Source organism: Pedobacter psychrodurus, assembly GCF_032678585.1.
GTDB lineage: Bacteria > Bacteroidota > Bacteroidia > Sphingobacteriales > Sphingobacteriaceae > Pedobacter > Pedobacter psychrodurus_A.
In genome coordinates this window covers 1-12,672 of the sequence record NZ_JAVTSN010000085.1, presented here as the reverse complement: position 1 = coordinate 12,672, position 12,672 = coordinate 1, and the positions used below count along the sequence as shown (strand labels likewise).

10 protein-coding genes are annotated in these 12,672 nt (G+C 40.0%); 6 read left to right on the top strand and 4 right to left on the bottom strand.

Annotated features, from left to right (window positions below):
- Positions 1–46: 46 nt before the first annotated feature.
- Together R2S57_RS29655 and R2S57_RS29650 are read right to left on the bottom strand one after the other, a co-directional pair.
- A complete protein-coding gene (locus R2S57_RS29655) occupies positions 47–436 on the bottom strand; it encodes a response regulator transcription factor (protein WP_316848525.1) in 390 nt (129 codons plus the stop codon).
- Between the two features lie 44 nt (positions 437–480).
- Positions 481–1,245: a DeoR/GlpR family DNA-binding transcription regulator gene (locus R2S57_RS29650; protein ID WP_316848524.1), complete on the bottom strand. Its 765-nt coding sequence runs from the start codon at positions 1,243–1,245 to the stop codon at positions 481–483.
- 156 nt (positions 1,246–1,401) lie between these two features.
- Between R2S57_RS29650 and R2S57_RS29645 the strand changes: the two genes are divergently transcribed.
- The 3 genes from R2S57_RS29645 to R2S57_RS29635 are packed head-to-tail and all read left to right on the top strand — an operon-like array spanning position 1,402 to position 5,270.
- Complete coding sequence (locus R2S57_RS29645; RefSeq protein WP_316848523.1) at positions 1,402–2,964, top strand: glycerol-3-phosphate dehydrogenase/oxidase; 1,563 nt, start codon at positions 1,402–1,404, stop codon at positions 2,962–2,964.
- Between the two features lie 41 nt (positions 2,965–3,005).
- On the top strand, positions 3,006–4,496 hold the full coding sequence (gene glpK, locus R2S57_RS29640; protein ID WP_316848522.1) for a glycerol kinase GlpK: 1,491 nt from the start codon (positions 3,006–3,008) through the stop codon (positions 4,494–4,496).
- A gap of 36 nt (positions 4,497–4,532) precedes the next feature.
- Positions 4,533–5,270: an MIP/aquaporin family protein gene (locus R2S57_RS29635; protein WP_316848521.1), complete on the top strand. Its 738-nt coding sequence runs from the start codon at positions 4,533–4,535 to the stop codon at positions 5,268–5,270.
- A 324-nt stretch (positions 5,271–5,594) separates the two neighbouring features.
- Here the strand turns inward: R2S57_RS29635 and R2S57_RS29630 are convergent, their stop codons facing one another.
- Together R2S57_RS29630 and R2S57_RS29625 are read right to left on the bottom strand one after the other, a co-directional pair.
- The gene (locus R2S57_RS29630; RefSeq protein ID WP_316848520.1) at positions 5,595–6,878 is read right to left on the bottom strand and encodes a pitrilysin family protein; all 1,284 of its coding nucleotides are present in this window, start codon (positions 6,876–6,878) and stop codon (positions 5,595–5,597) included.
- Between the two features lie 11 nt (positions 6,879–6,889).
- Positions 6,890–8,260 carry a pitrilysin family protein gene (locus R2S57_RS29625; protein WP_316848519.1) on the bottom strand — a complete coding sequence of 457 codons (1,371 nt, stop codon included), beginning with the start codon at positions 8,258–8,260 and terminating at the stop codon, positions 6,890–6,892.
- A 191-nt stretch (positions 8,261–8,451) separates the two neighbouring features.
- On the opposite strand from R2S57_RS29625, the gene R2S57_RS29620 reads away from it, so the two are divergent.
- From R2S57_RS29620 to R2S57_RS29610, 3 genes are all read left to right on the top strand, one after another.
- Positions 8,452–9,129, top strand: coding sequence for a 3'-5' exonuclease (locus tag R2S57_RS29620; protein ID WP_316848518.1), 678 nt, complete (start codon positions 8,452–8,454; stop codon positions 9,127–9,129).
- Positions 9,119–10,570 carry a DUF294 nucleotidyltransferase-like domain-containing protein gene (locus R2S57_RS29615; RefSeq protein WP_316848517.1) on the top strand — a complete coding sequence of 484 codons (1,452 nt, stop codon included), beginning with the start codon at positions 9,119–9,121 and terminating at the stop codon, positions 10,568–10,570. The genes R2S57_RS29620 and R2S57_RS29615 overlap by 11 nt, the downstream gene beginning before the upstream one ends.
- Positions 10,571–11,042: 472 nt before the next feature.
- Positions 11,043–12,656: a discoidin domain-containing protein gene (locus tag R2S57_RS29610; RefSeq protein ID WP_316848516.1), complete on the top strand. Its 1,614-nt coding sequence runs from the start codon at positions 11,043–11,045 to the stop codon at positions 12,654–12,656.
- The last annotated feature ends 16 nt before the right edge of the window (positions 12,657–12,672 follow it).

Here is a 12,672-nt window from a genome sequence, read left to right as displayed (position 1 = left end):
AGGGAAGCATTATAAATGATTCCCTTTTTTATAGGTTAATTATAACTTAAACCTTTGTTCTGTTCTCTGAACTTCGCTTCAATTGTGCATTGATACGTTCCAACACATCGTAAATATCAAAAGGTTTGCTGATATAGTCGTCGGCAAATGCGTCAATAGCTTTTTGTTCGCTATTGTTTTGTGCAGACATTACAATAATTGGGATGTGTCTGGTAAAAATGTCAGTCTTTAAATCTTCGCAGATTTCTGCTCCGTTTCCATCTGGCAACATCACGTCAAGCAAGAAAAGATCAGGCATTGCATCCTGGATATTCTTCTTTAATTCTGCAAATGATGAAGAAAGTTGCAGTTCAAAACCCTCTTCCTTTAACAGAATTTCAATAACGTTTCTGATCTCCTGATCATCTTCTAAAATGTGTATTCGCTTTTTTTCCATGTTCAAATTATAATGTTTGGGATGTACCGTTAGCGTGGAATTCACTACACGATAGTAACAGTAACACCTAAACTCTCTAAATGTTTAACAATTTGTTCAGAAATTCCTTTATCAGTGATGATATGGTCAATTTCTTCTAATCCGCATATTTTTCCAAAGCCTCTTTTACCGAATTTGGTAGAATCGGCCAGTACAATTGTTTTTTGTGAAACACCGATCATTTTACGGTTTAAATGTGCCTCCATTGCATTTGTAGTGGTTAAACCAAAATCAAGATCGATTCCGTCGACACCCAAAAACAGTTTATTGAAGTAAAAATCCTGCAATACCTGTTCGGCATAAGCCCCCATTACAGAGGACGAACTTTTTCTCAATAAACCACCCAATTGTATTACCTCTATGCTAGGCTCCCGCATCAATTCTAAAGCTACGTTCAATGCTGAAGTAACTACTGTTAAATTAGATGCCGGTGCAATATTCTTTGCAAAATAAAGCACTGTAGTGCCCGATGCAATCACGATAGAATCGTTATCATTTAATAATGCAGCCGCTGCAATACCGATTTTATTCTTTTCCGTTGATTGTATTTTCTCCTTTTCATTAACCGGCCGGTCTACTGTATAAGGGTTGTTTACCGTAGCGCCGCCATGTGTTCTAAACAGCAGGCTTTTATCCTCCAGTAGTTTTAAGTCCTTTCTTATGGTTACAGACGACACTTTCAATTCCTTACATAAATCGACCACGTTTATGTATTGATCACGTTGCAAGCGACTTAAAATAAACTGGTGCCTCTCAGCCAGATTCATCATAGTATATTAAATTAGCGGCCGCAAATTAGCAATAAAAACATTCTTTAAAATATTTTAAACAAATAATTAATAAATTTTTAACATACATATTATATTATTTCGATTATGATTTCTTATAATTGCGTATTGTTTCGTTTTATTATTTTTATACCATAAATGAAAAGATTACATCAATCACATATAGCAGAAAACATCAATTGGGACTTCATTATCATTGGCGGAGGCGCTACAGGTCTGGGCACCGCGCTAGATGCAGCAAGCAGGGGCTTCAAAACATTATTGGTTGAACAATCTGATTATGCAAAAGGAACATCTAGCCGCAGTACGAAATTGGTACATGGCGGTGTGCGATACCTGGCACAGGGAGATATTGGCCTGGTAAGGCATGCACTTAAAGAACGTGGGTTACTACAGCAAAATGCCAATCACCTGGTGAATAAAGAAGAATTCCTGATCCCCTGTTATGATTGGTTCTCTATTATTAAATATTTAACCGGACTAACCTTATACGATTGGCTGGCGGGAAAATACAGCTTTGGCAAATCTAAATATTTCTCAAAAAAGGAAACATTAGCCATGATGCCCGGCATTAAGGAAAAAGGTTTAAAAGGAAGCATCAGGTACTATGATGGAAAGTTCGACGATGCCCGCCTGGCGATTAATATTGCCCAAACTGCAATCGAAAAAGGGGCATCATTGTTAAACTATACCAAGGTTACGGCTTTGCTGAAAAACGGTGAAACCGTTATGGGCATTGAAACAGAAGATGTAATCACTGGTTTAACCGCTAAATATAACGGCAAAGTGATCATCAATGCCACAGGGGTTTTTGTAGATGATATTTTGCAGATGAACGACCCAAATTCCAAAAAGATGGTCCGCCCCAGCCAAGGTGTGCACGTGGTGCTGGACAAAAGTTTTTTGAACAGTGAATCGGCATTAATGATCCCAAAAACATCTGATGGCCGTGTGTTATTTGCTGTTCCATGGCACGAACATTTGCTTGTAGGCACAACCGATACCCCCCTGGATGAACATAGTTTAGAGCCCAGGGCTTTAAAGGAAGAAGTAGATTTTATTATGGGTACCGCGGCCAGTTATTTCAACCGCAAACCCCTCGAAAAAGATATATTAAGTGTGTTCTCTGGGCTTCGCCCCCTCGCTGCTCCAACCAATGGCGACGGAAATAGTACAAAAGAAATCAGCAGAGACCATAAATTAATTGTTTCGGCCAAAGGTTTAATTACGATAACTGGTGGGAAATGGACCACTTATCGCCGCATGGCAGAAGAAACTGTTAATCTGGCCATTACACATGCCGGATTAGAACCGAAAGCATGTGTAACTCAAAATTTAAATATCCATGGTAGCCTGGCTACTAAGGGAGACCATTATATGGATATTTACGGGTCAGACCGTAGTAAAATTGAAGCTTTAATCGCACAAGATCCGACGCTTGGCCAGAAATTAATCCCCAACTTCCCATACACTGAAGCCGAAGTAGTTTGGTCTGCAAGTAATGAAATGGCCGAAACCGTAGAAGATATCTTAAGCAGAAGATTACGCATACTGTTTATTGATGCACAGGCGGCAAAGGATATGGCACCCAAAGTAGCCTCGCTCCTCGCTAAAGAATTATCTGCAGATAAAAATTGGGAAAGCAATCAAATTGAAACTTTTAATAAATTAGCCGACGGTTACCTTTATCATTCACGATAAAATAACCAACCGGCTTTAGCCCACTAACCAAATTCTTAATTATGAGTAAATACATCTTGTCTATCGATCAGGGAACCACAAGCTCGAGAGCAATTATTTTTAACCACAACGGCGAGATCGTAGCCATCGCACAACGCGAATTCACACAGATATATCCCAAAGCGGGCTGGGTGGAGCACGATCCGATGGAAATATGGTCGACACAATTGGCCGTGGTAACCGAAGTAATTGTTAAAGCAGGACTAACGGTAAGCGATATTACGGCCATTGGCATTACCAATCAGCGCGAAACGACAGTAGTTTGGGACAAGGAAACCGGTCAGCCTATTCACAATGCCATCGTTTGGCAAGATAGACGTACTTCTGCCTATTGTGATGAAATTAAAGCACAAGGATTAGCACAGAAAATACAGGGAAAAACAGGTCTTATCATCGATTCATACTTCTCAGCAACCAAAGCCAGATGGATTTTAGAAAATGTAGCTGGCGCAAGAGAAAAAGCTGAAGCCGGCAAACTGGCTTTCGGCACCATTGATACCTGGCTGATCTGGAAATTAACGGCTGGAGAAAAACATGTTACCGATGTAACCAATGCATCCAGAACCATGTTATACAACATCCATACTTTAAGCTGGGATGAAGAATTACTCGAATTGTTTTCGATCCCAAAAAGTATGCTTCCGGAAGTAAAATCATCGAGCGAAGTTTACGGGGAAACCGCTGGTAGGATATTGGCAGCAAAAATTCCGATTGCGGGCATAGCTGGCGATCAGCAGTCGGCCCTGTTCGGACAAATGTGCACCGAAATCGGAATGGTTAAAAACACCTATGGAACAGGCTGTTTTATGCTTATGAATATTGGGGCAAAACCAAAAATATCGGCCAATAATCTTTTAACGACCATTGCCTGGCAGATCAATGGTGAAGTAAATTATGCCCTGGAGGGGAGTATTTTTATCGGCGGTGCTGTGGTACAATGGTTAAGAGACGAGATGGGATTGATTTCCAAATCGGCAGATGTTGAAACCTTAGCCAAAAAAGTAAAAGATACCGATGGCGTATATGTTGTGCCTGCTTTTGCCGGTTTAGGTGCCCCACATTGGGATCAGCATGCACGTGGTACCATTACAGGCCTAACCAGAGGGACAAACAAATCGCACATTGCCAGGGCTGCCTTAGAGAGCATCGCTTATCAAACCATGGATGTGTTAAAAGCCATGGAGGCTGATGCAGGTGTAAGCATTACCGAACTCCGTGTAGATGGTGGAGCTACTGCTAACGATCTGTTGATGCAGTTTCAGGCCGATCTGCTAAACTGTAAAGTAATCAGACCGGAAGTGACAGAAGTTACTGCTATTGGAGCGGCATATCTGGCCGGATTAGCCACAGGTTTCTGGGAAAGTATCGATCAGATCCGTTCGCAATGGAAGATCAGCAGGACTTTTATTGCCGAAGAAGGAATCGACAATACGGATAGAATAAAAGGCTGGAACAGGGCCATTAAAGCGGCCAGGGTAAATGCAGAAGACTAAATAGCTAAACTTTAAACAGATCAGAATTTTATCACGATGAATGTATATCTCGCAGAATTTATTGGAACAGCACTAATGATTCTTTTAGGCAATGGCGTTGTGGCTAATGTGGTACTCAAAGGCACCAAAGGCAATAACGGTGGCTGGATTGTGATTACCACAGCATGGGCACTAGCCGTATTTGTAGGCGTAGTGGTAGCCGGTCCGTATAGCGGCGCGCACTTAAATCCTATTGTAACACTAGGATTGGCTATTGGTAAAGGTTTCAGCTGGAGCTTGGTACCCTATTATATTATTGCACAGCTGGCAGGCGCCATGACAGGCTCTTTTTTAGTTTGGGTGGTTTATAAAGACCATTTCGATGCCACAGAAGATCCTGGTTTAAAGGCCGCTCCTTTCGCAACTGCCCCTGCCATCAGAAATAAAGTATCAAATTTAGCTTCAGAAATTATAGGCACCTTTGTTTTAATATTTGTGATCTTTTATTTTACAGACGCCAGTATGGGCACAAAAGAAACCGTTACCCCTATCGGTTTAGGCTCAATGGGTGCTATCCCGGTTGCATTTTTAGTATGGGTAATTGGTTTGGCTTTAGGCGGAACAACCGGATATGCCATCAACCCGGCACGGGATTTAGGTCCGCGGATTGTACACTTTTTAATCCCGATGAAAGGCAAGGGAAACAGCGATTGGGGTTATGCATGGGTGCCCATCGTTGGACCGATCATAGGATCAGTATTAGCCGCCATCGTATTTTTATTGATCAGTAAGTAACATTTGAGTTGTCAACTTTAATAGCCCTATCGCCAGAAAGTTGACAACTCTTTTATCGTGATTATAGTGGTGTAGTCGGATGTTACCATCTGACTATAGGTAAATCTAAATTAATCAATCAGAAACGAAAGTTGAAAGATACTTATTCCGTGTCAGATGGTAACATCTGACACCACAGGCATTGTTGTTTAGTCAGATATTACCATCTGACTAAGTAAATCTAAATTAATCAAAATGGAGTTGCTACATTTGAATCAATCAGAAACGAACGTTGGAAGATACTTATTCCGTGTCAGATGGTAACATCTGACACCACGAACATTATTACTGAAACGCAGCTCTCCCCACTTGTTCATCGCCTAAATACACCCAAATGGCACCTTTCATATACTTAGCAAAAGAATCTTTCATATCCTGCAAGGTTACCTTGTTAAAATTGGCTACCATATCATCAATAATGGTATAACTGCCAAGCACTTCTGCCTCGCCCAAATCGCCTACAATAGAACTTGCACTTTCCTGATGCCGGTAATAACCATCGCGGTGATCCTTCTTTAAGGCATCAAGATAACGCTGACTATATTTCCCCTCTTTAATGCTGTTGTAAACCGTAATCATGGCCTGAAAAGCTTTCTTCGGCTGGGTAGTACTCACAAACATCGAGGTATATGGAATTTGCTGTGTTTTAATGGTTGCACCCGGCGCGTAAGATAAACCTTGTTTGGTTCTCAATTCATAATTCATACTTCCGCTTAAAGCATTAATGGTTAATACAAAAGCGTAATAATCGGCACTGCTCATGGTGGGCGCATTCATAATGCAACTCATGTAATTGGTTGCGATATCTCTTTGCTCTACCACCAGATGTTCCCCTGTTAGCATTTTCCGGTCGTAAACCGGCGGTGTGTATGGTTTCTGTTTAAGGGCCGCAAAAGAAGCCAGTATCTTTTTCTCCAGTGCTTCTTTAGTGATGTTACCAGCAACAACCAAAAACATCTTATTTTTATTCAACAATTCATTATGGTAATAATTGCTTACCATTTCTGCGGTAAAGCTCCCCACAGTTTTATTATTGCCCAGAGGGTTGATGCTGTAAGGAGAATCTTTGAACATGTTTTCCATGCTCAACTGCTCCACCCTTGTTTCAGGATCAGACTGACTATGATAAATTGCAGTAATCATGCGTTCCTTAGTGGTTTTAAATTCTGTTTTATCAAAGGCAGGATTTACAACTGCATCAGAAAAGAGCTTCCAGCCCTGATCGAGGTATTTTGAAATACAATCCATGCTGATGGTGCCGTAATCAGTGGTTGACGAACCCGAAATTTCTATCCCGTATTCATCCGCCAGTTCCTGATAATCGACCACGCTGTAATTTTTAGTACCACAGGTTGCAGCGGCAGCCAATGCTAAATTTTCTATTCCGGCCCTTCCGGCATCATAGTTCATTACCCCACCCCTAAAAAACATACTCATGCTTACTGTTTCTTTTTGGGTAGATTTTAAAATTACCTTCAAACCGTTCACCTCAAAAGAAATGGCTTTGGTTTGGGCATTGGCAAAATGGAAAAATATAATGAAATTGATTAAAAATATGAACTTTTTCATGGAGCGTAAGATTAAGGGTTCGATTTAAAAAATGTTTCTGGCTTCACCTCGTTCATACTGGTTTTATTCATCATCAGGCCAGCACAGTAAGGCTTGTCTTTAATGTATTTGCGCACATAATCGAGCAAATCTTTACGGGTCACTTTATTTACATTTTCTTCGTAATGGGTATAATAATCAATCGATGCCGAAGCCCACCAAAACGAAAGTAAATGTGCGTAATCGGAAGTTACTTCTCTCCTCCCCACCTGCTCGATGGAGAGCAAACGTTTTGCCCTTTCAATCTGTAAATCAGAAAGATAATCTTCATTGGCCCAAAGCGAAATCTGTTTGAGTACCTCCTGATAACATTCATTTATTTTGGCCGGATTAGGGCTTACCATTAAACTAATCGGGCCGGTATATTTTTGTGTATAATAATTTACATCGGCCTGTTGGGCCAAACCAGAATTAATCAATGCCTGCTTCATTTTAGAACCGTTCTGGTTTACAATAAACGAAAAAACATCGGCTGCATAGGTAGCCGGAACATCATTCCGTGTATCGGGTCCATGCCAGCTAAAAAGCATATAGGGTACCGGGCTCTTGTTCGATTCGACAAAATAATAATCGTTTTTAACCAGCGGTTTAAACTCTGGGATCGGCCATTTTATAAAAGGATCAAAAGGAGATCTTTTCCAACCGCCAAAAATGTAATTTACATAAGCAAAGGCTTCATCAACTTTAACATCGCCAGCGATTACCAGCACCGAATTATTTGGCCAATAGTATTTGTTTTTAATGGAATCCATTTTAGACGGCGTGGCAGATAGAATGACCTCGTGACTACCGATTACATTTTTACGGGAGTAATTTGCCCCCCACATATGCCTTGAATTGGCTTCCATCAAGGCAAATATCGGACTCGATTCGTGTCTGGTAAATTCGGCATTAACCACTTCATTTTCCAGGGCCATATCCTCTTTTATAAATTTTGGATAACGGATAGAAGAATTCATCAAACTTAACCCTGACTTTAAATTTGCAGCAGGTAGGGTAAAAAAATAATTCACGACTTCTTCTCTGGTTGTGGCATTTGAGTTGATATCCAGATCGTTCATTCGTGTATTTAAACGTTCGTAATCCGGATAATCTTTGTTTGCTTTAAAAAACAGATGTTCGTATAAATGACTTAAACCATTAAATTCGTCTGTTTCGGTGAAAGAGCCATTTCTACAGGCCATTTCGATGGTCACCAAGGGTACCGTACGATCTACTACGACCAACACTTCTAAACCGTTATCCAGTTTTTTGAAATGCATGTTTTCACTAAGCTTTTCCTGGGCAAAAGCAGCACCAAAGCACATTAAACAGGCCATGATGCAAAATAATCGAGAGCGCATATTGAATTAAATTTAGACAGCAAATAACTTTAAATCTTTCACTTAAACAAATATTATTTTCTTTTATTGTGAAATTATTTTTAGGACAGCCCCCTATTTCAGCATCATAAATTACATTTTATCACCTCTAATTAATTATCTTTGAAATAAGATCATTCTATAAACAGATAAATTAACCTAAGCATCTAAAATTGCAAGCATATTTCCTGGTTGTTGATACCGAAACATCTGGTTTGCCAAAAAATTGGTCTGCTCCTTATTCCAACGAAAAGAACTGGCCGTATATCGTTCAGATTGCCTGGATTATTTACGACAGATCCCATAAGGAAATCAAAAGAGAAAACCACTATATTAAGAATACAGATTTTACTATCGACAAAGCGGCGTTAAAAATCCATAAAATTACGCCCGAGTACCTTCAGGTCCATGGAGAGGACAAAAAAGAGGTCATGTTAAAGTTTGCTAACGATATTGAAAAATACCATCCATTAATCATCGGACATTTTATCGAACTCGATTACCACATGGTAAACGTCGAATTATACCGGATAGGCAAGGAAAATATCTTTAAAAACCTTGTCTTTTTCTGTACCATGAAAGCAAGTGCTCCATACATCACCAATACGGTAATCAGCCACTTAAAACTGGATAAGTTTTATACCATCTTGTTTAATGAAGTACCCGAAAACATACATAGCGCATTATCTGATGCCTTAAATACAGCAAAAATTTTCTTTCATCTGTTACAAACAGATAGAATAAGCTTAACTTCAGTTTACCATCAGGAACATACGTTCAACATAGAAAAGAAAAAGAAAAAAGGATTTTCGTTTAAAAGAATTTTACAGGGATTTTTTAATGGAAGATAAATTAGCAGATCAGATTTATACTGCCCGAATCGGCGACATTACTTTCAAGAAAATAGTGAGTTGCCCACCAGGTGCCCCCATTTTTGAAGTGGCCATTAAAATGGCAGAACAAAAAACCAGCTGCCTTTTTATTAAAAATGACCACGACACCTATCTGGGTTTTGTAACCGATATTACTTTAAGAGATAATGTAATCGCGAAACAATTGGATACCAACCTGCCTATTGATGTGGTAATGGATACCCATATTGTTACCATCTCTCCTGAAGCTTATGTATACGAGGCGATATTGATGATGTTCAGTAAAAAATCGCGTTATTTATTGGTAAACGATCATGGCCATTATGTTGGTTTTCTGAGCAGGAACCGGCTTTTAAGCGAGCAGGCAGAATCTCCTTTGGTTTTTATCCAATCGGTAAAATCGGCTGTAAATACGGGCGATTTAAAACTGAAATGGCAAAAAGTGCCACATATTGTAGCCCAGTTATTGGCCAGGGGCGTACATTCCAAAATTGTGAATGAAGTGGTTACCACTATTGCAGATACCATTTCTTTTAAAATTATCGAAGAGGTAATTGCTAAGCTTGGTCCCCCACCTGCAAAATTTGTTTTTATGGTTTTGGGTAGCGAAGGACGAAAGGAACTGAGCCTTAAAACCGATCAGGACAATGCCATCATCTATGAAGATACTTCTGAAGACAATAGAGCTGGCGTACGTGCATACTTTCTTGATCTGGCCACCCAGGTTTCTGATAAATTAAACTTTGTAGGTTTTGTATATTGTGATGGCGATTATATGGCCACCAACCCCAACTGGACACATTCGCTATCGCACTGGAAATACAATTATAAAAACTGGATAGAAGAAGCATTGCCCGAAGCAGCGGTGAAATTTGCTGCATTCTTCGATTGCAGGGCTATTTATGGCGATTTGTCCATCATGGAAAGTTTGCGATCATTTGTTGATGAAGAACTGCAAAAGCCTATAGAAAAGTTCTATGTATATCTGGCTAAAAATGCCTTGCTCTACGAGCCACCACTCACCTATTTCAGAAACATCAGAACTCAAAAAATTCATAAAAAAGAGGTTTTCGATATTAAAACGGCCATGACGCCAATTGTAGATCTGGCCAGGGTTTATGCGCTACAGAACCGCATTTTTCAAAAGGAAAATACAGGCGAACGTTTAAAAGCACTGAAAGAACTCGGTGTTTTTAGCGAAGAGCAGTTTAATGAACTCTCGCAATCTTATTATTACCTGATGGGTTTACGCTTAAAACACCAGGCGAACCTCATTGTCAACGATCAGGCCGCCCCGAACAACTTTATCGAAATTGATGCTTTAACCAAAATCGAAAAGGTAACCCTGATCGAAATCTTTAAAATTATCCAGAACTTTCAAAGCGGCATCCGCATGAAGTTTACCAATAGCTTAGGTTAAAATATCTGAAAAAAATCTAGAAGAGTCAACTTTCAACAGCTAACACCCCTGTAAACATCTACCTACTCACAAATCAACACGCTAATGCAAATCAAGCAAACGTTTGCGTGCAGTAATATTGGTTTACGCTGGCTGAAAGCTTTAAAGGTTTCATAGACTATTGTAAATACCTTAAAAACCAACATTTTGAAGTTCTTTTAAAGAATTCCAAACAAACGTTTGCGCTGTTTTTAGTTGTATTTAATGACTTACATGTTTGTAACTTAACCATCAGCATCCTGAGACAATCTCTATTCTTTTGATGCAATAATCTTTCTATAGAGACTTTGATTAGTGGCCTGGACTGGCAAATGATGATGGTATAATCTTCGTATTTTATAAATATCAAGATTAAAGGCAAGCGGCTGAGATCAGCAAATATAACACGGCATTAATAAGCAATTGCAATATCAACCCTAACCTAAATTATCTTATGAAAAAAACCAGTCTACTATTTACAGGCCTTGTTGTTGCCTGTCTGTTTGCATTATCCTGTAAAAAGGCCGAAACCTTAAAAACAGAAGAAAAAACGCCAAGCATTGGTCAAAAACTGGCCACCACTAACATTATTACGCAAAGCCGCAATGTAAATATTGTGTATTTTGTACCCAACGATCTCGATACCCTTGCGGGTTATAGAAAAAGATTGAGCGATCTTTTATTGTGGACCCAGGATTGGTACAAACAGGAAATGAACCGTAATGGTTATGGCAACAAAACATTCGGCCTGGCAGATGATGGCTCAGGCGGGGTAAAAATCCTCACCATTAGAGGAACTTTGCCAAAAGCCAGCTATCCTTACTCTGGAGGTAACGGCGCAGTTGCCAGCGAAGTTAACGCCTATTTTGCTGCCCATCCGGCAGATAAAACCAGTGATCATACCTTGATTATTATCCCACGTTATTCCATTGGCTCAAATGGTACACCGAGCGGTGGTCCGTTTTATGGTACGGGCCGCTGGTGTTATGCCTTGGATTATGAAGAGATGGATATTGCCAACCTGGGTTTAAATACAGACGTGGGCAACCGCTTTAGTGTTTGGTTCGGCGGAATGGTGCATGAGCTTGGCCATGGATTAAATTTACCGCACAACAGACAAAAAGTTTCTGAAAACTCAACACTTGGTATGGCCTTAATGTGGGCCGGTAATGGAACTTTAGGTAAAAGTCCTACCTTTTTAACAGCTGCTGATGCCGCTGTTTTAAATACCAATCAGGTTTTCAATAACAATTCGAATGCCTATTATGGTGCCGTAACCAGCAATATCAATAAGATATATGCCAGTTACTCTGGTACCTTGGCTTCAATTGTGGTTTCCGGAAAATTTACTTCAACAGGTAATGTAACCAGCATTCTATATTATAACGATCCGAATGTAAATAATGAAGGTACCGGCGTAAACCACGATTACAATGCCATCACGTGGGAATCGAAAAAAATTGGAACTGATAGTTTCAGAGTGGTCATGCCAATAGCTGATCTTCAGGAAAAAGCCGATGGTATACCCTACGAGCTTAAAGTTAAACTGGTTCATGACAATGGAACGGTAACGGAACAGATTTATTCCTATACTTTTTCGGGAGGTTTACCAGTATTAACCTTCTCTACCAAAAACGAGCTAAGCAAAACGGGCTGGAGTGTGGCTTCATTTAGTTCGGAAGAAACCAGTGGCGAAGGCGCAACCGATGGCCGGGCTGCGCGGCTGATTGATGGCAATGCAAGTACTTATTGGCACTCGCGATGGAGCAGTTCAGCAACAAGCTATCCACATACAATCGTGATCAATTTAGGTGCTTCAAAAACAGCAACAGGCTTAAGTTTAACACAGCGTAGTGGCTTAAGCAGGGCTGTGAAGAATTTCGAATTGTTAACCAGTACAGACGGAGTAAATTTTACTTCAGTTAATAATTACGTGGCTCAAAATGTAAATGGAGCACAATATTTCGGTTTTGGCAGTACCAAAACCTTCCAATATTTTAAAGTGATTTTAAACTCAGCTCAGGATGGTTTGCAATTTGCCAGCTTAGCAGAACTGGGATTATACTAGATTTCCCAAACCTAAC

Coding starts and splice junctions, on each gene's coding strand:
- R2S57_RS29645 (WP_316848523.1), top strand. CDS start 1,402: ATGAAAAGATTACATCAATCACATATAGCAGAAAACATCAATTGGGAC.
- R2S57_RS29650 (WP_316848524.1), bottom strand. CDS start 1,245: ATGATGAATCTGGCTGAGAGGCACCAGTTTATTTTAAGTCGCTTGCAA.
- R2S57_RS29615 (WP_316848517.1), top strand. CDS start 9,119: ATGGAAGATAAATTAGCAGATCAGATTTATACTGCCCGAATCGGCGAC.
- R2S57_RS29635 (WP_316848521.1), top strand. CDS start 4,533: ATGAATGTATATCTCGCAGAATTTATTGGAACAGCACTAATGATTCTT.
- glpK (WP_316848522.1), top strand. CDS start 3,006: ATGAGTAAATACATCTTGTCTATCGATCAGGGAACCACAAGCTCGAGA.
- R2S57_RS29630 (WP_316848520.1), bottom strand. CDS start 6,878: ATGAAAAAGTTCATATTTTTAATCAATTTCATTATATTTTTCCATTTT.
- R2S57_RS29655 (WP_316848525.1), bottom strand. CDS start 436: ATGGAAAAAAAGCGAATACACATTTTAGAAGATGATCAGGAGATCAGA.
- R2S57_RS29625 (WP_316848519.1), bottom strand. CDS start 8,260: ATGCGCTCTCGATTATTTTGCATCATGGCCTGTTTAATGTGCTTTGGT.
- R2S57_RS29610 (WP_316848516.1), top strand. CDS start 11,043: ATGAAAAAAACCAGTCTACTATTTACAGGCCTTGTTGTTGCCTGTCTG.